Genomic DNA, 21908 nt, shown 5'->3' on the forward strand with positions numbered 1-21908 from the left:
GGCCGCCCGGAGTGTTTCGGGCGGCCTTTTGCGTTTGTCGTCGATGCGTCAGCGGTTCAGAACTCGCGTTTCATGAAAAGCTTGTCCATCGACCAGTAACCGCCGCCGAAAGCGGCGAAAAAGAAGGCGCCGCCGCACCAGAAAAGCGAGGCCAGTTCCGCTTTTGTCTGTACCTGCTCCAGGAACTTGGTTCCGCCGTCCATCAGGCGTTTTGTCGCTTCCGGGGTGAAGAATTCACTGCCGCCCTTCAGTGCCGCAATGCCCTCATTGGTCAGGAAAGCGTGCCCATAAGGGAAGGCGAAGTGGAACCACAAGGTGATTGCCAGCATCACAGCGTTTGCCAGCGCAATCGGGCGGGTGAAGAGGCCAAGCGCGATCAGGGCGCCGCCGAAAAACTGCATGGCGGCCAGCGTCGGCGACCACAGCCAGCCCGGATGGAAGCCAAGGTTCTCGACGAAACCGACCTGCGCCATCGGAGCCATGATCTTCGGATAGCCTTCGATCATCAGCATGCCGCCGATCGCGACACGAAAGGCAGTCCAGGCGAAGGGCTGGGCGAACTTCTCGTAGAAACCGGCAAGAAACGGCAGGTAGAGGCGTCCGTTTTCTGTTGTTTTCGGCTCTGTGGTGAATGTGGTGTGCATGGCCATGGTGGGTTATCCTTGTGCGTTGGAAATCATTTCGTCATGGGATTGCGTCTGCACGTCGCCTGCTGCCGGGATATCCTTTCAGCGCGTCGTGCCGGGCTCGGTGTTCTCACAGCCGATACCTGATCATAGAATTCTGGCGTCAATTGTTGTTGATTCAGGTCAAGTTTTTCTCCGCCTGCTGGGCCGCGCAAAAAAGACATTTGCGGTTCCAGTTGCGACTTGACCAAATCGGCGTGTTCCACTAACACCGACGGCGGGACACCCTTCCCCAACGAAGGGCTTTCTATCTGGAAGGATAGCCAAGATGGCGACCATCGCGAAGCCGGACGTACGTCCGAACAATACCCATTTTTCTTCTGGCCCTTGCTCGAAGCGCCCCGGTTGGACGCTCGACGCCCTTGCTGATGCCCCGCTCGGTCGATCGCACCGCGCCAAGGTCGGCAAGACGAAGCTGAAGCAGGCCATCGATCTTACCCGCGAAATTCTGAACGTGCCGGCGGATTACCGCATCGGCATCGTGCCGGCCTCCGATACGGGCGCCGTGGAAATGGCCATGTGGTCGCTGCTCGGCGAACGTGGCGTGGACATGCTTTCCTGGGAAAGCTTTGGCGCCGGCTGGGTCACCGATGTGGTGAAGCAGCTGAAGCTTGCTGATGTCCGCAAGTTCAATGCCGATTACGGCCTGCTGCCGGACCTGACCCAGGTTGATTTCGACCGTGACGTCGTCTTCACCTGGAACGGCACCACCTCTGGCGTGCGGGTGCCGAATGCTGACTTCATCCCTGCCGACCGCAAGGGCCTGACGATCTGCGACGCCACCTCGGCCGCTTTCGCGCAGGACATGGATTTCTCCAAGCTCGACGTCGTCACCTTCTCCTGGCAGAAGGTTCTGGGCGGTGAGGGCGGTCACGGCGTGATCATCCTCAGCCCGCGTGCCGTCGAGCGCCTGACGACCTATGTTCCGGCCTGGCCGCTGCCGAAGATTTTCCGCATGACCTCTGGCGGCAAGCTGATCGAGGGCATCTTCGTCGGCGAGACCATCAATACGCCCTCCATGCTCTGCGTCGAGGACTATATCGATGCGCTGAACTGGGCAAAGTCGATCGGTGGTCTTGAGGCCCTGATCGCCCGCGCTGACGCCAATGCCAAGGTCATCTTCGATTTCGTCGACGCCAATGACTGGATCGCCAACCTGGCGGTCGATCCGGCCACCCGCTCCAATACCTCCGTGTGCCTGAAGATCGTTGATCCCGAGGTGACGGCTCTGGACGCGGATGCGCAGGCTAACTTTGCCAAGGGCGTCGTTGCCCTTCTGGAAAAGGAAAATGTTGCGCTCGACATCGGCGCCTATCGCGATGCGCCGTCCGGCCTTCGCATCTGGGCCGGTGCAACGATCGAGACCGCCGACATGCAGGCCGTCATGCCGTGGCTGACCTGGGCTTTCGAGACCCAGAAGGCAGCACTCGCCAAGGCCGCCGCGTAAACAGCGCCGATGCGTCCGGCTTCGCCCCGACAGGCGAAGCCGCTTTCCCGATACAGACTGAACCCTTTTTGCTTGAACTCTTCTGAAGGAGGCCTCTCGTGGCACCTCGCGTTCTCGTGTCCGACGAACTGTCGGAAACCGCCGTCCAGATCTTCCGCGATCGCGGTGTTGAAGTCGATTTCCAGCCGCAGCTTGGCAAGGACAAGGACAAGCTGGCCGAAATCATCGCCAATTACGATGGTCTTGCCATCCGCTCCGCCACCAAGGCGACGGAAAAGCTGATCGCTGCCGCCACCAACCTGAAGGTGATCGGCCGCGCCGGCATCGGGGTCGACAATGTCGACATTCCGGCTGCGTCGAAGCGCGGTATCATCGTGATGAACACGCCGTTCGGCAATTCCATCACGACTGCCGAACATGCCATCGCGCTGATGTTTGCCGTTGCCCGCCAGATCCCGGCAGCCGACGTCTCGACCCAGGCCGGCAAGTGGGAAAAGTCGAAGTTCATGGGTGTCGAAATCACCGGCAAGACGCTCGGCGTCATTGGCGCCGGCAATATCGGCTCCATCGTCTGCTCGCGCGCCATCGGGCTTAAGATGCACGTTCTGGCCTATGACCCCTTCCTCTCGGCCGAGCGCGCCCAGGAAATGGGCGTCACCAAGGTCGAGCTGGACGAGCTGCTGGCGAAGGCCGACTTCATCACGCTGCACGTGCCGATGACCGACAAGACGCGCGGCATCCTCTCCAAGGAAGCGCTTGCCAAGACGAAGCCGGGCGTGCGCATCATCAACTGCGCCCGAGGCGGTCTGGTCGATGAGGCAGCGCTTGCCGAAGCCATCAAGTCCGGCCATGTGGCCGGTGCCGGTTTCGACGTGTTCGAGGTCGAGCCTGCCAAGGAAAGCCCGCTCTTCGGCCTGCCGAACGTCGTCTGCACCCCGCATCTTGGCGCTTCGACCACGGAAGCCCAGGAAAATGTGGCGCTGCAGGTGGCCGAGCAGATGTCGGACTACCTCGTCAAGGGTGCCGTTTCCAACGCCATCAACATGCCGTCGATCACCGCGGAAGAGGCGCCGATCCTGAAGCCGTTCATCCGTCTGGCGGATGTTTTGGGCTCGTTTGCCGGCCAGGTGACGGAGAACCCGATCAAGGCGATCGAGATCCTTTACGATGGCGTCACCGCCACCATGAACACCAAGGCGCTCACCTCGGCGCTGCTCGCCGGCCTCATCCGCAATCAGGTGTCGGATGTGAACATGGTTTCCGCGCCGATCATGATCAAGGAAAAGGGCATCGTGCTCTCCGAGGTCAAGCGCGACAAGACCGGCGTTTATGATGGCTACATCAAGCTGACGGTGACGACCGAAAAGCAGACGCGCTCGGTGGCCGGTACCGTCTTCTCCGACGGCAAGCCGCGCTTCATCCAGATCAAGGGCATCAACATGGATGCCGATGTCGGTCAGAACATGATCTACATCTCCAACACCGACGTTCCGGGCATGATCGGCTTCATGGGCACCACGCTCGGCAATGCCGGCGTCAACATCGCCAACTTCCAGCTCGGCCGCGAAAAGGAAGGCGGCGACGCGATCGCGCTGCTTTACGTCGACGGCATGGTGGACAAGGCGGTTCTCGACCAGCTGACCGCAAATCCGGCGATCAAGCAGGCAAAGCCGCTCACCTTCAACGTCGACTGAGCCTGATTTTCCAAGACTGACAAGAGAAAAGCCCGGTGCGAGACCTCGCACCGGGCTTTTTCGTGTCGGATGTCGTCATTTCCGGTCAATTTTTCTCATAACACCGAAAAATCGGGTCGAACCTCTAAAAGCGTCAACCGTTGATCGCTATATGGGAGCCATAACCCGCGAAAAGCGGAACTGTGAGGAGAAAGAAATGTTTTCGACGCTTCGGCGCTTCAAGCACGTCGCATCGGTGTTGGCCATCGGCTTGGTCGTGTCTCTTGCTGCCGTTGATTTTGCCGAGGCTCGCCGCGCCGGCTCAAGCGGTTTCGGCAGCCGTGGCACGCGCACCTTTTCCGCGCCGCCCGCCACCAGCACCGCGCCGGCTCCGGCGGCCCCGATCCAGCGCACGATGACGCCGAACCAGGCGACCAGTCCGGCAGCGCAGAACGCAGCGCGTCCGCAGACAGCCCAGCCGCAGCAGCGCCGCGGCCTGTTCGGCGGTCTTGCTGGCGGCATTCTCGGCGGCCTCTTTCTCGGTGGCCTGTTCGGCATGCTGATGGGCCACGGCTTTGGCGGCCTTGCCGGCATGTTTGGCCTGTTGTTCCAGATGCTTCTGATCGGCGGCGCCATCTTCCTGCTGATGCGCCTGTTTGCTCGTCGTTCGCAGCCGGCAACCCAGTCGGCCAACGGTATGGGGCGCAATGCCTATCAGGCACCGAACGCACAGGGCGCCGGTTTCAAGATCCCGCAGATGGGGTCGATGGCCGGGGGTGCTGCGGCAGCCGCCGCGTCCAAGCCGCGCGCGCCGGGCGTGACTGACGAGATCGGCATCACCTCGGCGGATCTTGATTCCTTCGAGCGCCTGCTGACCGAAGTGCAGACCGCCTATGGCGCGGAGGACTATGCCAAGCTGCGCGCTCTCGCCACGCCGGAAGCCATGTCCTATCTTGCGGAAGAACTGGGCGAAAACGCCACCCAGGGCCTGCGCAACGACGTGAAGGATGTCAAGCTTCTGCAGGGTGATCTGGCGGAAGCCTGGCGTGAAGACGGCAAGGAATTCGCCACCGTCGCGCTGCGTTACGAAAGCATCGACGTGATGCGCCACCGCAATACCGGCAAGCTGGTGCAGGGCAATGCCGAGGTCCCCAGCGAAAGCACCGAGATCTGGACCTTCGTGCGCAATCCCGGCGGTCAGTGGATTCTCTCCGCCATCCAGGGTACCGATTGATGTTATCCGAGCCGGGCGAGCGTCGCGTCGTCCGGTTCCCCGTCATAAAACTGCAGAAGGGCTTGGCCAAAGGCTGAGCCCTTTTTGCTGACCGCGTCGAACAGTGTCATCGAAGAACGGAACTTCAGATCGTCCGGCGAGCCCAGAATGGCATGGGCCGAGCGGTCCTTGTGGGTCAGCATGGCCTCGGTGCAGTCCCTCAGCCGCGCCCCAAGCAGCGGGTGGGCGAGGTAGGCCTCCGCCTCCGCCCGACCGGAGATCGCATAACGCTCTGCCATCGCCGAATGGCCAAGCCCCTCGATTTGCGGAAAGATGAACCACATCCAGTGGGAGCGTTTTCGCCCATCGCGCAATTCCTGGAGCGCCTGATCGTAAACCGGCTGCTGGGCGGCGAGGAAGCGGGCGAGGTCATGGGTATCGTCGGTCATCAAGTGGGTCTCCTTGCCCTGCCAAACGGTCTTCTGGCGCGGCGGTTGCTGTCGTCTTCACCCTTTTGTCAGCCGGTTTCCCTTTTCCTTGCCGCACCGCACCCTAACTGCTGCAGCATGGAACAACCTCTGGAATATTATATCGAGATGGTGATCCGCTGGCTGCCCAATTGGCTGCTGAGCATGATGACGCTCATTGCCGCCGTTTTTGTCGGCTGGCTGATCCACCGCTTCGCCTTTCGGCTTCTGACCCGCATCGTGGCCAATCGCGATCTTTTCTGGCGCTCGCTGGTGTCGCGGACGGAACGGCCGCTCCGGCTGGCCGTGGTCACCTGGGTCATGGTGCCGGCCGTCTCCATTGCGCCGCTGAACGACAGCGAGACCGGCATTCTGCGCCACATCCTGCTGCTCTGTTTCATCGTGCTCATCGGCTGGATGTCGCGCACCACGCTGCATATCTGGACCACCGTCTATCTGAGGCGTTTCAAGCTCGATGCGGAAGACAATCTCTTGGCGCGCAAACATGTCACGCAGTCGCGGATCATGGAGCGGGTGGCCGCAACGCTGATCATCGCGTTTACGCTGTCGGCGGCGCTGATGACCTTTCCGGCGGTGCGCCAGTATGGCGTTTCGCTGATGGCGTCCGCCGGTGTCGCCGGTATCGTGCTCGGTCTGGCACTTCAACCGGTTTTGAAGAACCTGTTCGCCGGCATCCAGCTTGCGATCACCCAGCCGATCCGCATCGATGACGCGCTTTTGGTGGAAGGCGAGTGGGGCAAGGTGGAGGAAATCACCTCGACCTATGTGGTGGTGAAGCTCTGGGACTGGCGCCGCCTCATCCTGCCGCTCGGTTATTTCATCGAAAAGCCGTTCCAGAACTGGACGCGCGAGGGGGCTGCCCTGATCGGAACCGTGATGATCTATCTGGATTACACCATTCCCGTCGCAGATGTCCGCCGCAAGGTCGAGGAAATCGCCGCCGCTTCCTCGCTCTGGGATCGGCAGGTCGTCAATGTCGCGGTGACCGATTTCCGCGAAAACGTCATGGAGGTGCGCATTCTCGTTTCCGCCAGCGATGCCGGCAAGGCGTTTGACCTGCGCTGCGAGGTGCGCGAAAAACTGATCGCCTTCATCCAGCAGGATTACCCGGCCTCGCTGCCGAAGGTGCGGGCGGAAAGCGCGGAGGGACAGGACGTGCGCACGGCAGCGCTCGGCGATGGCGCGGCGCGGGTGATGCAGTCGTGATCAGCGCTCGAAGGGCGGGGCGCCGAAAACCTTGCGTTTTGGCCGTGTCCTTTCTATATCCCCGGTTCAGATGAAGGGCGGACGATCCCGCCGATGAGAATGAGCTTGAGCCGGCGCCATCTGTCGCCAGGGCAATGTCGAGCGAGAGAGTTCCTGTGAATACGCTGGATTTTGACAAGAAGCCGGAAGATACGCGCATCGTCGTCGCCATGTCGGGCGGCGTGGATTCCTCCGTCGTGGCCGGGCTCCTGAAACGTCAGGGTTATGACGTGCTCGGCATCACCCTGCAGCTTTACGATCATGGCGCGGCTGTCCATCGCGCCGGCTCCTGCTGCGCCGGCCAGGACATCGAGGATGCGCGCCGCGTCTCGGAAACGCTCGGCATCCCGCATTATGTGCTGGACTACGAAAAGCGGTTCCGCGAAACGGTGATCAATCCCTTTGCCGAAGCCTATGCCATGGGCGAAACGCCGGTGCCGTGTGTTGCCTGCAACCAGACGGTCAAGTTCGCCGATCTTCTGGCAACCGCCCGCGAGCTGGGCGCCGATGCGCTGGCGACCGGCCACTATATCCGCTCGAGCCGCAATCCGTCCGCCGACAATCCGAACCGCCGCGCGCTCTACCGTCCGATCGATGCCGATCGTGACCAGAGCTGGTTCTTGTTCGCCACCACCCAGGAGCAGATCGACTATCTGCGGTTTCCGCTCGGCGGCATGTCGAAGGCGGAGGTGCGGCTGCTTGCCGAGGAGATGGGCCTCGTCGTGGCCAAGAAGGCCGACAGCCAGGACATCTGTTTCGTGCCGCAGGGCAAATATGCCGATATCATCAACAAGGTGAAGCCGAATGCGGCGCTCGCTGGCGAGATCGTGCATCTGGATGGCCGTGTGCTTGGCCGCCACGAAGGCATCGTGCATTACACGATCGGCCAGCGGAAGGGGCTGGGGGTTGCGACCGGCGAGCCGCTTTATGTCGTCTATCTCGACGCCCGCTCGCGCCGGGTGATCGTCGGGCCGAAGGAAGCGCTCGATACGCACCGTGTTTACCTGCGCGACATGAACTGGCTCGGCGATCGGGCGCTCAGTGAGGATGCGGCGGCAGGTTTTGCTTGCTTCGCCAAGGTTCGTTCCACCCGCCCGCCGACACCGGCGACGCTTTTTGCCGACGAGAAGGGCATCTATGTCGATCTCGCGATCGGCGAAGCGGGCGTGGCACCGGGCCAAGCCTGTGTGCTCTATTCGGCGGAAGGTGCGGATGCGCGCGTCTGGGGCGGCGGTTTCATCGAGCGCTCGGAACGGGCAGCGGATGCGGAAGCCTCGCTGAAGGCGCTTCTGTCGGCGCCGGTCGCGGCGTAACACCGGTGCTGTTCAAGCTTGCGGAAAAGCGACAGTTTTTTGACGCAAGCGTGCTTGACTTTGGCCGGAGCATCACTCTATAAGCCCCCCATCGCGCCGGACGGAGACGCTTTTGAAAGCGGACCGAAGCGCGGTGTGGCGGGGTAGCTCAGGTGGTTAGAGCGTGGGATTCATAACCCCAAGGTCGGCGGTTCAAGTCCGCCCCCCGCTACCACTCAGCCACACATAAAAATGGCACAATTGTAGCCGGACGCGGATTTCCGGAATTTTGACAGCAAGATCCGGAATTTTTCCTTTTCCGGAGGTCGTGTCAAAAAAATGTGGATGCTATCCACATTCTGCCGCCTGCTATTATGCCTCTTTCACGTCCTTCGCCCTGGATCGAGTAGCTGCAGTACACCTCCTTGATGTCGAACTTCGAGAACGTCTCAAACACCTCTCAAGCGGCATTCAAAGGTAGGATGAAGCGTCCTCGCAGCCCGTTAGGGCGTTCATGCAGGGTGTTCGGGGACTAGCTTCCCCCGTCGGACGGAGATGATGGGAGCACACCCCGCTGCATTTTGTCGATAACCAGAGGCGCGCTAGCTCCCAGCATGAACGCGTTGAGCGCGTTTGCGGCCTCCAGCATTACGGGTATGGTTCCTGCAATGAATGCGAGCAGCGTGCGCGTCACGATATAGGGGATACTTTTATACCGTTTCGGAAGAGATCCGTTAGATCGCCCGCATGCTGATGCAACGGCGCTCACTTCAACCGCTACGCTTCCCAGAAATCCGAGCCAATACGGACCTAGTTCGCCGACGAACGGGAATACTGACGCCACGGGGCTCTCTCATGCTCTGATGTGTGAAATGGGAAACTACGCTTTGGGAGAGAAGTGATCGTCCGGTAGGCCGCCGAGACGAAAATAGACAAGAAACGGTCGAAGCCGTTCTGCAAGCCTCCTCGCCAAATCCGCATGATGCGTTAGCCGCAATGCCAGCATTATGACGTTGGCCAAGAACAAGAAGCATACCAAAGCCAAAAATGACGAATACAAGATGTTCACGACCAGATTTTCCATTCTTTTGTCCCTGACGTGCTACTGGCCACAAATATCAGTCAGGGTGAGTTAACGAGTAGTGAATACAACTGTTCCAAACCACCCGAACATCCGGACGACTGATTCGTCAAGCGAAACGCTGCTGATGTGCCATACAGCGGACAGGACGCCAGGGCTGATCTGGGACGAAATGCCATTAAAGTTCGCTCCCAGGCCATCCGCTTTCGATATCGATTTCAGCGAGGTCGTCTGCGTCTTCAGCAAGGTTGGCCGCATCCTTGAGCGAGCGGGCGTGCTGCTTGATGCGCGCATAAAAATCACCGATGGCGGCCGCGAGCAGGATGCCCTCCTCAGGTGTCGGCAGCGGAATTCTAACGTTCTCGATCGAGATCCAGCCCAGCTGATAGCTTTCCGGCCAGGGCACCACGCCGGACACCGCAAAGCCGGCCGTGGTCGCCATCGCGGTCAGATCCGCACGGGAGGCGTCGGTCAGAGCGACGTGCAGGCCGGCGGTCGCATAGCCGCCGTTCAGGAGATCGTTCGCCTTGGCCTCGATCAGCCGGAGCTTGTCGGCCTGCTGGTCTGCAAACGACACGCCGCGTGGGACGGCAACGAGCTCGCCGTCGATCGTCTGCACACTGCCCCCGGCATTGAGGACGCCGAGGAATTCCGCATGCTGCGCCTGTGTGATCTCGACGGCATCCTCGGGACTTGCCTGAGCGTCGATGTAAAACCCCCGGGTCGAGGGGGCGAAATAGAATTTTGCGGGATCGTTCAACATTCCGATTACCTCTGTCAGGTCGGACCAAGTGCGATGAAGGAGAAGTTGGCCGAGTGCAGTCGCATCGCCGAGCCGGTCCAGTTGACCGATCGGATCACCGCCGTGGTGGGCGTGGTGTCACCGGCACCCACGAAGGATGCGTTCGCGGTCGTCCAGGTGCTGGCGCCAATATCCCAGCCGACGGAGACGTAGGGCTGGGCGGAAAACGCCTTCGGAAAGCTGATGAGGGCCGTGCCGTCTGCCGTCCAGCCTGTCCCCCACTGCATGGTCAGACCACCGGTAAAATCGATGTATCCGTTGCCGGCAATGGCAGATTGCTTGGCGCGCGACGTGTATGCGGTGGCCGGCAGATTTCCTCTCTCGACCTTGGCGTAGCGGGCATACATCGCCACGGGATCGACCGCATCGAAGAAGACACAGCGCACCCGTGCCGAGACCGCACCGGCCGGCGCGATGCCGGAAACCGCCATGCTTTGGCGGCCGGATGCACTGTCATCGAAATCACCTGGAGCGCGCGGCTTCGGGGCAACGTAGGAGATGACCGTGTTCGACGCGTCGGTCCACTCCAGATCAAATCCGACCGTGCCGCCAGCAGCGAGCAGAACCGCGTCTCCGGAGACCGTGTAGGTTATGCCGGCGTTGACCGGAAACTTTGGCCACAGAACGACATAGGTGCCGCTGGAACCAACGGTCAGAGAGATCGACCGCCCCCAATCATTATCAACGATCTGTCCGTTCCAGGCGCCAACGCCGGACTTGAGGATGTTGATACCAGTCAGGCCATCCTCAAAGCCGCCATTGGGGCAGAGGTTCGGGCGCGGCGGCATGATGGCCGCAATCGCTGCGGACAGTCCGGCCGAGGTCACGGCGCGCAAGACGTCGGCACCTGCAAGTGCCTCGGCGACAGTTGCCAGCTCGACCAGACCTGAGCGGCTTTCTGTCGCCAGCATCTCACCATAACTGCCGCCGACTTTCTCAAAGACGCGGCCGTCCGGAATGCTGACGGCGTGGCCGTTTGGCGTGGTCAGATAGGACCAGGATGCGCCTGTCCATTCCGCGATCTTGCCCTCGTTTCCGGCCCAAATGCCGGTGGCACCAGGGGGGATGAGATAGGCATCGCCCTCGGCCGGCGAACCGGGCGCGCTGGACAGCGAAACGGAGTTGACCGCCATCCATCGGCGCGCGCGCGAGCCGCCGTTAAGGCCGAGGATCTTCAGGGCCTGGTAGAGCTGCGACCAGTCGCCGGCGTTGGGGGCGAGGCCCGCTTCGGAGACGATCCGCAGGATCTCTTCCTGGATGCTGTTCAGCCAGAGTGCCGTCACCTCCGTTCCGAAGATGCCCGTTTCGAGGTCCTCGTCGCGGAAGCCTCTGCGGCCAGCGCCGATATCAACCGTGCCTGCGCCGTTGACGCGATCCATCATGCCTCTCCGTAATTGAAAACAACGTGTGTGTGGGCGGGCTTCAGGCGCCGGATCTCGCATTCGATCGACGACAGCTCGAAGGTGCCGAGCCGCTGGCCGGCACGGGACACGCCCGCGCGGAAATTCGTCACGGTGACGAGGCCCGGAATGTTGACCCGCCAGGTGAACTGGCAGCCCTCTGGTCGCAGGCGTTGGCCTGCTCGCAAACCTCCCGCCCTGGACGGCCAGAACTCATCGATCGTGATCTCGACGCCGAGCGCGCGTGCTAGTGAAATGAAAAAGGGGATCGACTGGCCGCCGCGTGCCGTCCAGCGCTGATGGGCCAACCGCCGACGCTGCTCGATGGTCAGGGCCGCCTTGTCACGGCCGCAGGGGTCCGGGCCTAAGCACCGCTCAAAATCCGTCAGCAGATTATTGGCGGATCTTGGATCGGTCTCGCGCATCAGCGCCTCGGCCTGATCTTCCGCTTCCTTCAGTGCAACAGCGACCCCTTCGAGAATGGCGTCAATCAATCCGTCGCGGACGCCGAGCGCCCAGCCTGGCATAATCTTGCCGATCAGGCTTTGAAGGATATTCGAAACAGTTCTGGCCATGCTTCAAATCCCTCTCAATCCAGCCAGGTGATGGCGCCGGCGACCGGGCATGCGGCCCTGTCGAGCGTGAAGGGTGCGGCTGGCGACGTCAGGTCATGGGCATATTCGCCAGACGATGAGGAGATCGCCTCGGAGATGCGCGAGGGTTCGATCAAGGCACCGATCGGCGACGTGTTCTGATCATCGTCCTCGTCACCAATGGTCAGGATGAAGCGCTGATATGCTGCCGAGACCGCCGCCCTTGTGACGGACGTGTCCGGCCGCAGACGGACCGAAATCGGGATGTCGGCAAGGCTTGCGGCAACCGGGATCGTCCTTGCTGTCACCGGCCTCACACCGGTCTGACTGCCGATCAGCCCCAGATGAGCGCCAATCGTCTCAAGCTCCGGCGTGGTCGGAGTGCGCGGCGTCCCATCGGCATTGGCAAGCGCAACCACGACGCCAACGGATCCGCGACCGATCCAGTCCTCGACGGGCTTCACGGCATAGACATCGGCCACCTCAGCCACCCATGCCGAATAGTCCTGTGCAGCACCGCCCATCGGCGGCGTGCGGATGCGGCGTAAATAGGCGACCTGGATCTCGGCCGGCGTTTCCGCATCGGCGCCACCCGAGAACGGATTGGCGACCGAGACGCGGGTCACACCGTCGATTACAGCATCCGTTGACAGCACAATGCCGGCGGCCAGGTTGCCCCCGGCACCTGCCGTTACCGCCTCGGCCGAGAGGGTGATCGCGCCACCGCCTGGGATCGTCCCGCCGGCCGTCGTCACATAGGCCTGCCCATTGCCGGCCGTCAACGGAATGCCGGAGGCCAGGACGGTTCCTGCGGCGCCCTCGAACATCACATCGCCAAGCGCCTTGATGGCGGCACGACCCTCGACGCCCCAGATGTTGGCATGCCGGAGGATCATCTCCTCATCATCGGCGCTGTCCGGCATGTACTGCCGCCCCCACCAGGCCTGATGTTCATGCACGTTGCGGATCTCGCCGGCGATCGGCGACAAAAGATTGGCAATGACACCCTGGGCAGAGCGCACAGCGAGCGAGACCTTGGCAAGGGTAACGGCAAGGCCACGCGCCTGGGCAAGCGTTAGAATGCGTTGTTCGACGCGCGAGGCCATGCGTCCAAAAATGGTCGAGGCGGTATCGATTGGCCAGGGCATCAGTCCGCCACCCTCTTGGTCAGAGACAGCGTCTCGTCATCCACCTGAATGCGGTAGCCCAGCGTGTGCTCCCGGACCCAATCCACCTCGATCGTCGCTGGTTCGCCAGTCTCTTGTTCTACCCAGGCGAAGCCTTCCTGCAGCCAGTATTCGGCGAGTTGGCGGGTTGCCTCGGTTTGTTTTGCCCGGTCGAGCAGCCACATCTTGCATCCACCGGGCCTGCCGATCGGCGAGAGCGCGTCGATGATGCCGCCCCGTCGCTCGGAGAAGCTCGCCGGCGCCAGAAACTGCGTGCGCCCCTCCGGCAGTTCGTCATCCGGATCGGCGCGCCGATCTAGACCTGCCGTCACCAGCATCGCCGGGACCGACGACGTATCGAGCACAAGGTCAAAATCCTCGCCGAGCGTGAGATCGCAACGGCGGGTGAGTGGATCAAAGGTGAGGCCAAGGTCGATGAACATGGGCGCCACGCTATCGCGCGCGCGCGGACCTGATCATGCCCGCCGTCGCGGGCGCTACTCGATCGGCGGATCGGTCTCTTCGCCGCCGCGCACCACAGCCCCGTGCCGATGCGTCTTGTCGATCCGCACGCCATCGTGCCAGATCCCGCCGCCGGTGACGTGAACGCCGGCCGCGTCAACCTTGAACGATACACCGCCGACCGAGATGTCCGCCTCGACGGCAGCCTTCACCGCGATCTTGCCGTCAGCGCCGACGATGACCCGGTCTCCGGCCTTGTTGGCGACGCCGACGTCGCCCTTCCTTAGTCCGCCCATGCGCTGCGATGGATTGGAAGGCGGCAGCACCCACATATCGCCTTCATCGCCACCGATCGCGATGGCCAAACTGATCGCGCCATCGGTGTCCGGCACGCCGACGAGGCCATAAGGTTGCCAGACTTCGACATTTTTCCGCTCAATGCCGTCCGCCACTTCAACGGTTGCGGTCTGCATCTCGCCGCTGTCGTCGACCGACTTGATGGAAACGCGGCGGATCATGCCTCGCAGCTTGTCGAAGATCTCCTTGCTCATAGGGCCTCCGCCGTGCCGTCAAGAGTTGTTGTTGCCGGTGTCTTGCCAGCCTTCTTGCCCTTCCGGTTCTTGCGACGATTGCCGACCGGTTCGGCATCGAAGGCCTCCGGGCTGCAGACGGTGATATCCGTGACGCAGCCGGAATAGTCCTCGATCCAGCCGACACGCGAGATCAACAGGTCGCGGTAGACATCGAGATAGGCATCGCTCACCTCGACCAGCTGATTGACGGTCCATAGCTGGCCGCCGACCTCATGGCCTTTGACGGTCAGTGTGAACTCCTCGCTTTCGCCGCGGGCCGTGCGCATGCGCCGTTCCGCCTCGGCCTGGGTAGAGGTGCCGTCTGCCTGAGAGCGGGCCAGATGCACGACCGGGCGATGGCGGGTGATCTCGTCATCCACCGCGCGTCCCGTTGCCGCGATGCCACGTCGCTCACGCGTCGTGGCGCTGCCGTCACCGTCCTGTCGATCCTCGGCGCCGATCGGCTCTGCCGTCGCGTCGAGGCGGGCCTCACCACGGGCTTTCGCCGCGCCTTCCGATTGGCCTCGCACGGTGGTGTCCGAATGACGGCCGCTGTAATCGAAGGTGCCGCGAGACCGCAATACGTTGCCCGGCAGGGTGAGGGCTGCTGGCGCTCTGGTCTTGCCGGTCTGGGTGATGACGATGCCGCCGATGCCATCCGAGAGCACCAGCGCATGGCGGGAGCGCGCACCCTTCTCGATGGCGGAAAAGGCCGTCTCGGCCAGATCGATCGAATAGCGGGCGAAGGGCTCGCCGGTATCGATCTCGCTGCGGACTGTCAGGCCATAGGGTTTGGCTATCCGTGCGACGGCGTCTTCCAGCTTTACATTGGCATATTCGGCCTGATCGGCCATTGCGGCGCAATCGATCAAATCATTCGCCACGTCGCGTCCGGAGATGGTAACGCTCGCTTGGCCGTCACCGATGTCCGGCTCCACCTTGTCGATCCATCCTTTCAGCACTGTGCGGCGACCGATCTTGATTGTGACGGTTGGCCCCGGCCTGAGCTTCAGGAGAGGGCCGGTAATCGAAAACAGCGGGGCTGTGGCGAATGGCAGGGATAAGGATGAGCGGGCACCGTCGCGAAAGGTAAAGGAGAATGCGCCGGAAAAATCCTTCAGATCCCGGCTTACCTCACAGGAAAGCCACTGATTGTGTTCCGTGCCTTCGATGAAGAAGCGGATGCTTTTTGCCATCAGGTCAGCTCCCGAACTTCAATCGAAGCGGTGTCGAGATAGGAGGGATGGCGCGGACTGTTGCGCGCAACGATATCGGCATAGACCTCCTCCAGGCGCGCCGGATCATTGCCGGCAATGTGTTGCGCCAGAGCCCAGGCGTCGAGCGGCCGGCCCGGGCGGAACGTCATCACTGCCGGCAGCTCGCCGATGACCTCGTTGAGGTAGGCCATGGCGGCGGCCGTGGCATCGTTTGCCGCACGGATCAGCACGCTGGTCTCGGCCTGAAGGCTGGTTTCGCCGATCTCTTCCAGCTGCTCGACCAGACGACCGGCGCGATCCGAAACTGCAGCACGAACGGTCAGCGCCTCCTGGCTGCTGGCATATTCCGCGTAAGGGATCTGCCAGCCGCCAGAGCCAAGCACATGAGCGGCCATGCCAACGAGCAGGACTTTGTCGGCAAGTGCCGGCGCCGCGTTCGCCTCGGTCAGGAGCCGATCGGAAAGCAGCATGCCGATCTCTGTGAGGCTTTGCGGCGACGGGCTGCTTTGTGCCGCGATAGCGGATGCGACGGCTGGTTCCTCTGTCACCACTTGCAGGACCGCCGTTGCCGTCAGCCACCATGTGTCGAGCGCCGCCGGTGTTTCCGGCGCCGAGGCTGCAAGGCCTGCACGCATGGTGCTGACGGCCGAGACCGAACCGCGCGGTGTCTGAAGCGACGATAGGGTCGAGGTGGCAATCCGGCTCGACCGGCGCACCGATGCGGCAACAGAGTTTGATCGAACAGCCGCGATCAGTGACGATGTCGCACCGATCATGGAGGAGAGAGCCGACAGGAGAGCGGAAAATCCGCCGGCAGACAGCGAGCCGAACGAGACACCGCGCCGCTTGAACCGGGCGCTGATGCGCACCATGCGCAGCTCGCGCGATGAGAACGATATCCGCGCCGGTTCCTCCAGGATGACCGACATGGGGCCAAGCCAGGGATGGATCAGCAGCCCGGCGCCAGGCGTTTCGAAGACGGCTTGAAGGCGCTTTGCCTTTGCACGGTAATCATCGGCCAGGATGAAGGCCTCAATGCTGACGATCGAGGGGAGCACCCCGAAATCGTCATACGCCGCCTGATCGACGCCGGGGAACAGGTATTCCAGGACACGACGGCCGACCTCGGAGGATGTGTCGACGATCGCGATCTCGATGCCGCGATATCGGCCAGGAAGGCAACCGGGCAGCGCATTGAGGCTGTCGAGGATCATCAGTTCCTCCCGATGACACGGCCCGTGTTGACGTTGGGTGACGGCGAGGAGACGTTCGTCTCCTGCTCGACCACACGGCCGGGACCTTCGACCTTGACGGTTGCCTGTGTGCTGACGTTGAGGGTTTGCGGCGGGGCTTGTGCCGGCATCGGTGCCTGGGCCGCAGCGATAGCGTTTGGCACCCGCGCGTTATCGTTTGCCGCTCCCGGCGTCCCGCCACCGAGCCATGAGGGCAGACTTGGCCAGCTGATCAGGTTTCCAAAGTCGATCTTTCCGACCGCGCCGATGATGCGAGTGGGAAGCGCCTTGAACCATTCAACGAGTTCATCGACCTTGCCCTTGACGCCATCAACCATCTTCTGACCGGCGTCGATGCCTGCGTTATAGAAGTCAGCCGGCATCGCCCGGATTGCCGTCAGAAAGTCATTGACCGCTTGTGAACCGTCTCGCCATGCATCGGCTATGCCTTTTGGAACAAGGCTTTCGAGGCTGCGCTTGCCTTCGGCCAGGTCAGCGACAACAGTTACCAGATCAGCAAGAGCTTCATAAAAGGTGCGCAGGGTGAAGCTTGCTACCTCGATCGTCCCTCCCGCGAAGCCACCGATCCACTTGGCGATGCCATCCGCCTTGGACATGTCAATGTTGATGAGTGAGCCGAGGGCGCGGGCAAGACGCAGCATGCCGCTGCCGATCTCTATGATCGCCTTGACGGAGCCGCCGAGGTTTTCTCCGATCGGCGCCAGATAAGGCGCGAAACCAGACCCGAAATCCTTCAGCGCCTGCCAGCCTGCCCGGATCCCCTTAAGCGCGACATCCAAGGCCTCGAAAGCAGCGATCTTGGCACTGTCGATCGTCAGGCCGGAGAGATCGACATCGAAGGCCAATCCTTCTGAGAAGCCGCTCAACAGCTTCTTCAGGTTCTCCCACCCCGCAGACACGTCCGTTAGGGCCGCGCCCATGCCTTCCTTGAGGATAGGGCCATAACGACCCACCATCTCCTGGCCGGCGGTGATCAACTTGGCGCCGGTATCAGAAATAACCGACCATGCCGAAACCGCTGCGGAAGAGGCCCAATCCCAGGCTTTGCCAATTCCATTCATGACGGCAGGACCATAACGATCCGCCACCTCCTGACCGGCGGTGACCAATTTGGCGCCGGTATCAGAAATAACCGACCATGCCGAAACCGCCGCGGAGGAGGCCCAATCCCAGGCTTTGCCAATTCCATTCATGACGGCAGGACCGTAGCGATCAACCATCTCCTGGCCGGCGGTCACGACGCGGCGGCCAATGTCTAAGGCCAAGGCTCCAAAGGCGGAAAAACCGGACTTGATGCTGTCCCAGATGCGCGACAGACGCGGGCTGACGGTCGACCAGTTGCGGTAGACGAGATAGGCTCCGGCTGCGATGGCCGCGAGTGCGATGCCAACCGGGCTGACGAGGGCGGCCAGCGCCGAAAGACCCGCGCCGATCACCGGCAGGATCAGCCCAAGCGCACCGATGCCGGCAGCGGCGATGACGCCGGCACCAGCGAGTGAAAGCGCCTGGCGCACCATGCCGCCGGTTGCCTTGTCGGTTTCTCGCAGCCACTTCAGAAGCGAGGAGAGGTTTTCGTTGATCATCGGGAGCCAGGAGCCGAAAGCAAAGCCGACCTCGCGTCCGGCCTGCGTGCCGATCTCGTTGAAGGTGATAAGCTGCGTGTTCAAGCTCTTCATCTGGGTTTCGAAGTCTGCGTCACTCATCGCGCCCGTGGCGTTTGCGACCTCTTCCTTGATCCGCTTGTACTCGTCGATGTTCGCGAGCATCGGGATCAGGAAACCCATCACCTGCATATCGGAGAACAGCTCACCCAGCTTGCCGGCACCATAGATCGCCTCAAGCTGCTTTCGCACTTCTTCGAGAGCGTCAGCACCCTTGAACCCGTTAGCCTCGGCCTTCTTGAGCATGCCCTCGATCTCTTTGCCGGACACACCGGTGAGCTTGGAAATCTTCTGGACGACCGCCTCGATCGGGTTAATCCCCTGAATAGCTGCGTTCTGCATGACCTTCAGGATATCGACATTCATCTTCTTGAAGTTTTTCACCGTTTCAGGGGAGGTGATCTTCGACAGGAAGTTGTTGAGATTGTTCGCAGCCTCGGCAGGATCTGCCGTCCCCTTACGGGCAATCTGCAGCATCGTGCCGAGCTGCGTTGCGGCCTCGCGTCCCGTCACGCCCAGCTTTGCCATCTGGCCGGTCAGCGTCGGGAAGTACTTCGCCATGTCCTTGAGTTCGAAGGCGCCTTCCTTGCCGGCAACAATGAGGCCGGCAAGAGCATCATCCAACTGGTCTGCCGGCAGCTTTAGCGTCTGCAGCATGGAGGTTGCGACGGCGGCCATGTCGCCGAAGTCAGCATTGGCGGCCTTGCTCGCTTTCCCGATACTCAACAGCGATGCATCGACCAAGCCAGGATCAAGCCCGGCGGCGACCATCTGGCCCGCGCCTTTGGCAATCACGTCGGAATACTGCCCAACTTTGAGCGCGAGGTCCTCGTATTGCGCCTTCGATTTCTCGACGAGATCGAAGGCCGCCTTGCCGACGAGATTGGATGTGCCGGCAATGTCGAGGAGCTGTTGCTGGAACGCGGCCGCTTCCTGGATCGGTCCCATGAAGGAGATGGCGGCAACCGCGCCGCCGACGAGACCGATCTTGCGGGCCATGCCGGCTATGCCGTCGAGCGTCGAACGCAGGCGGCGAAGCGGACCTGTGAGCAGATCCTTCAGCCGGACGATGACGTCCAAGGCCATATTGCGATTGGACATAGGCGCGCCTCGTTCGAAGATAGCCGCCAAGCTATCGCGCGCGCGAAAAAACGATCATGCCCGCATCGGCGGGCATGATCTCGTCAGGGGGTGTTGAGCCTTGCCACTTCCTGGCGCCAGGCCATCACCATGTTCCACCAGTAGGTCAGCGTGCGGGCGTCGAAGCTGTCGATCTCGGCGGCCGAGAAGCCGGTACCATCGGCGAGCGCGCCAATCATCACCGGCCAGTTTTGCGGCCACTCGTCAAAAAAGAATTCAGCACCCGCCCGCAGTCGGCGATGTCGGCGGCGTCCATCTTGTCGAACAGCTTGTTCATCACCGCCTGGCTGATCTTGGTCGATTGCGCGAAGGCGACCACGTTCATCATCTCCTCGCTGGCGGCGGCAATCGCCCGCTGATCGGCGCCGGTCAGTCGATGGAAGGTGAGCTGCTTGAACTCTCGTTCGCGCACCTTGCCGTCCTTCCTGCTGGCGACGATCTTCGGATAGAGGAGCGGCAGGGTGACCGTGCCGTCCGCGTTGACAGTCGCGCGTCTCGGCAGTTTGTCGAGGTCGCCGGCATCTTCATCGACGACGTCATCATCGTCGAGTTCATTATCCTCGTTGACGATGTCATCGTCGCTGGAGACCTTGGACATTTCGGCCAAGGCATCCTCGTCCAGATCGATATGGGTAGTGCGCCCGATCTTCGTCATGCGAGGATCTCCTCGGCCACGCCGCCCATCCATTTGAGCGGGATCTTGCCGCCTTCGCCGCCGGTGATCACTGGTCGATCGCCTTCCAGGAAGGCGTCATTGATGACGAAGGTCTGGCCGGTATCGCAGCGCACCTGCAATTCGCCCTCCGTCTCGTCGAAGAGGTCGGTCGCCCGCTGGCCGCGCTGCAGGTTGGTCGTCGCATTGACTTCCGAACCCTGGAATTCGCCGGCGCGGCCGACCGTGCGTCCATAGGTAACGCCGGTGTTCTTGATGCCGCCGAGGCGGATGGTGGCACCTTTTTCGACAGGGATCGTCCGGCCGCGCCAGACGATGTCGATGATGCCCAGAACCTGTGTCATGGGTCAGACCTCCTAGACCTGGAATTCAAGCGAGCCGGCAAGCACCATCAGGTTGCCGACAACTTTGATCTGCTGGCGGCTTTCCAGCCGGTTACTGTCGTCCTCCGATCGCGCAAAAACGCTTTCCTTGATGGTGCGCGAGACGTCCTCGATCCAGACCTTTTCGCCGTAGAGCTTGCAGCGCGCGCCCCAGGACGCATGCATGCGGCCGGGCGTAACGACCGCTGTGCCCGGATCGGTGTCGTCGTCATCACGACGCACCAGGGCGGCGACGTCGTCGTCATCGACCAGCTTGGAGCGCGGATACATCAGCGAGACGTAGAGCGCCCAGTCATAGCGGATGCGCGACAGCGTTGCCGGAACCATGATGTCGAGCCAGGCACGATCGGCAGCGCCGAGGTTGGACGTCTTGTAGGTCGTGATCATGCGGCTGATCGTGGTCGTGCCGTCCGACAGATGATCGAAGGTCGAGATCCCGCGATTGAGCAGCAGGTTCTTTTCTTCATCCGTAAACTGGTCAGCCGCCGCCGGCGCCATCACGCCCGGCAGCACCAGTGACCGGAGCTGGCGCGCCGGATCGTTGGTGAGGTGGAAGGCGGCAGTCGCCATGGCGGTCGCCGCAATCGTATAGGCCGGCGTCGGCGAAGCCTTCATGCCGCCGCAGGTGAGGAAGGGGCAATTGGTGAGATTGCCGAAGGTGGACAGTTCCCCGAACGTACCACGCTTGAAGGTGAAGCCATGGCAATCGAGTTTCGACATCGCCGTGTAGCGCGCGGTCAACCAGGTCGCGAGCAGGCCGAGATTGGTGGCATCCGCCCAGGGCGTCACAAGCTTGGTGATCCAGGTGTTGGTCAGCAGATCGAGCACCGACTGGACCGACGGATTGCCGGCGCCGCCCGCCATGGCGGCGACGGTGATCGTGAGGCCCGAGGGCACCGGCTGGACGTCGGTATCGACGCGCAGGTCGATCTCGTTGCCGACCTCGCCACCGTGACGCGCCGTGCAGGTAACGACGCCGGCAGCCGACGCGGCGGTCACTTCCATGTCGAGATCCGCGTTGATCGCGGCGGCAAGCTTGGTTGCCATCGCTGTCACGTTGTCGGAGGTCAGCGCGGTAAAGCGCACCTGGCGTCCACCGATGCGGAAGCGCAGCACGACAGCCGAGGAGGCTGCTCCGACGAAGGTAAAGGTGCCGGTCGATTTGACCGCGCCTTCGGCATCGGCAAGCGCCGTAACATAAAGCGGCGTGACCTTGTTGGCGTCGCGGAAGGCCTTCACCATCTTGGCGCCGACCGAGCCACGGCCGAAGAGCACGTCGCCTTCGGCAGCGCGTGTCACTTCGATGATCTGGCCGGGAGCAAGCGTTCCGGCCGCCAGCTTCTGGCCAGCGATCATTGCCTTTTCCGGCCAGGCGAAGACGCCGGCATTGCGGTAGTTCGGCTTCACTTCCAGGAAGGTGCCGGGCTCCAACCAGTCATAGGGGATTTCGTCGAAATCCAT

Annotated in this window: 20 protein-coding genes and 1 tRNA gene; 6 read left to right on the forward strand and 15 right to left on the reverse strand. The window is 62.0% G+C overall.

What is annotated here, in order from left to right:
* Positions 1-56: 56 nt before the first annotated feature.
* Entirely contained in the window at positions 57-650 is a 594-nt protein-coding gene (locus tag OU993_RS12145) for a DoxX family protein (RefSeq protein WP_268157363.1), read from the reverse strand.
* Between the two features lie 304 nt (positions 651-954).
* Between OU993_RS12145 and OU993_RS12150 the strand changes: the two genes are divergently transcribed.
* The 3 genes from OU993_RS12150 (at position 955) to OU993_RS12160 (ending at position 5040) form a co-directional block, all read left to right on the forward strand.
* Positions 955-2133, forward strand: a complete 1179-nt coding sequence (locus tag OU993_RS12150; RefSeq protein WP_268157365.1) for a phosphoserine transaminase — start codon at positions 955-957, stop codon at positions 2131-2133.
* A 98-nt stretch (positions 2134-2231) separates the two neighbouring features.
* A complete protein-coding gene (gene serA, locus OU993_RS12155) occupies positions 2232-3827 on the forward strand; it encodes a phosphoglycerate dehydrogenase (RefSeq protein ID WP_268157368.1) in 1596 nt (531 codons plus the stop codon).
* Between the two features lie 196 nt (positions 3828-4023).
* Positions 4024-5040, forward strand: a complete 1017-nt coding sequence (locus tag OU993_RS12160) for a Tim44 domain-containing protein (RefSeq protein WP_268157370.1) — start codon at positions 4024-4026, stop codon at positions 5038-5040.
* A gap of 2 nt (positions 5041-5042) precedes the next feature.
* Here the strand turns inward: OU993_RS12160 and OU993_RS12165 are convergent, their stop codons facing one another.
* Positions 5043-5468, reverse strand: coding sequence for a DUF1810 domain-containing protein (locus tag OU993_RS12165; protein ID WP_268157371.1), 426 nt, complete (start codon positions 5466-5468; stop codon positions 5043-5045).
* 117 nt (positions 5469-5585) lie between these two features.
* Between OU993_RS12165 and OU993_RS12170 the strand changes: the two genes are divergently transcribed.
* The 3 genes from OU993_RS12170 to OU993_RS12180 all read left to right on the forward strand — a co-directional run bounded on the left by OU993_RS12170 (position 5586) and on the right by OU993_RS12180 (position 8279).
* Positions 5586-6713 (forward strand): mechanosensitive ion channel family protein, encoded by a 1128-nt coding sequence (locus OU993_RS12170; RefSeq protein WP_268157373.1) that lies wholly within the window; start codon positions 5586-5588, stop codon positions 6711-6713.
* A 155-nt stretch (positions 6714-6868) separates the two neighbouring features.
* Entirely contained in the window at positions 6869-8065 is a 1197-nt protein-coding gene (gene mnmA, locus OU993_RS12175) for a tRNA 2-thiouridine(34) synthase MnmA (RefSeq protein WP_268157375.1), read from the forward strand.
* A gap of 137 nt (positions 8066-8202) precedes the next feature.
* Positions 8203-8279 (forward strand) — tRNA-Met (locus tag OU993_RS12180).
* 1024 nt (positions 8280-9303) lie between these two features.
* Here OU993_RS12180 and OU993_RS12185 read toward each other — a convergent pair.
* The 13 genes from OU993_RS12185 to OU993_RS12245 form a co-directional block, all read right to left on the reverse strand.
* Positions 9304-9888 (reverse strand): DUF4376 domain-containing protein, encoded by a 585-nt coding sequence (locus OU993_RS12185; protein WP_268157377.1) that lies wholly within the window; start codon positions 9886-9888, stop codon positions 9304-9306.
* Positions 9889-9902: 14 nt separating this feature from the next.
* Positions 9903-11309: a DUF2793 domain-containing protein gene (locus OU993_RS12190; protein ID WP_268157379.1), complete on the reverse strand. Its 1407-nt coding sequence runs from the start codon at positions 11307-11309 to the stop codon at positions 9903-9905.
* Positions 11306-11902 (reverse strand): YmfQ family protein, encoded by a 597-nt coding sequence (locus OU993_RS12195; protein WP_268157381.1) that lies wholly within the window; start codon positions 11900-11902, stop codon positions 11306-11308. Before OU993_RS12195 ends, OU993_RS12190 begins: the two co-directional genes overlap by 4 nt.
* Before the next feature lie 14 nt (positions 11903-11916).
* The gene (locus tag OU993_RS12200) at positions 11917-13068 is read right to left on the reverse strand and encodes a baseplate J/gp47 family protein (protein WP_268157383.1); all 1152 of its coding nucleotides are present in this window, start codon (positions 13066-13068) and stop codon (positions 11917-11919) included.
* Positions 13068-13529 (reverse strand): phage GP46 family protein, encoded by a 462-nt coding sequence (locus OU993_RS12205; RefSeq protein WP_268157385.1) that lies wholly within the window; start codon positions 13527-13529, stop codon positions 13068-13070. Before OU993_RS12205 ends, OU993_RS12200 begins: the two co-directional genes overlap by 1 nt.
* A gap of 54 nt (positions 13530-13583) precedes the next feature.
* Positions 13584-14099 carry a phage baseplate assembly protein domain-containing protein gene (locus OU993_RS12210; protein ID WP_268157387.1) on the reverse strand — a complete coding sequence of 172 codons (516 nt, stop codon included), beginning with the start codon at positions 14097-14099 and terminating at the stop codon, positions 13584-13586.
* Positions 14096-15316, reverse strand: a complete 1221-nt coding sequence (locus tag OU993_RS12215) for a phage baseplate assembly protein (RefSeq protein ID WP_268157388.1) — start codon at positions 15314-15316, stop codon at positions 14096-14098. The genes OU993_RS12210 and OU993_RS12215 overlap by 4 nt, the downstream gene beginning before the upstream one ends.
* Positions 15316-16551 (reverse strand): DNA circularization N-terminal domain-containing protein, encoded by a 1236-nt coding sequence (locus OU993_RS12220; RefSeq protein WP_268157390.1) that lies wholly within the window; start codon positions 16549-16551, stop codon positions 15316-15318. The genes OU993_RS12215 and OU993_RS12220 overlap by 1 nt, the downstream gene beginning before the upstream one ends.
* Positions 16551-19352: a phage tail tape measure protein gene (locus OU993_RS12225; protein WP_268157392.1), complete on the reverse strand. Its 2802-nt coding sequence runs from the start codon at positions 19350-19352 to the stop codon at positions 16551-16553. Before OU993_RS12225 ends, OU993_RS12220 begins: the two co-directional genes overlap by 1 nt.
* A gap of 83 nt (positions 19353-19435) precedes the next feature.
* Positions 19436-19570 carry a hypothetical protein gene (locus tag OU993_RS12230; RefSeq protein ID WP_268157394.1) on the reverse strand — a complete coding sequence of 45 codons (135 nt, stop codon included), beginning with the start codon at positions 19568-19570 and terminating at the stop codon, positions 19436-19438.
* Positions 19570-20046, reverse strand: coding sequence for a hypothetical protein (locus tag OU993_RS12235; protein WP_268157396.1), 477 nt, complete (start codon positions 20044-20046; stop codon positions 19570-19572). The genes OU993_RS12230 and OU993_RS12235 overlap by 1 nt, the downstream gene beginning before the upstream one ends.
* Positions 20043-20408, reverse strand: coding sequence for a phage tail tube protein (locus OU993_RS12240; RefSeq protein ID WP_268157398.1), 366 nt, complete (start codon positions 20406-20408; stop codon positions 20043-20045). The genes OU993_RS12235 and OU993_RS12240 overlap by 4 nt, the downstream gene beginning before the upstream one ends.
* 12 nt (positions 20409-20420) lie before the next feature.
* Positions 20421-21908: a phage tail sheath subtilisin-like domain-containing protein gene (locus tag OU993_RS12245; RefSeq protein WP_268157400.1), complete on the reverse strand. Its 1488-nt coding sequence runs from the start codon at positions 21906-21908 to the stop codon at positions 20421-20423.

This window comes from Rhizobium sp. SL86 (assembly GCF_026672545.1).
In the GTDB taxonomy this organism is placed as follows: domain Bacteria; phylum Pseudomonadota; class Alphaproteobacteria; order Rhizobiales; family Rhizobiaceae; genus Neorhizobium.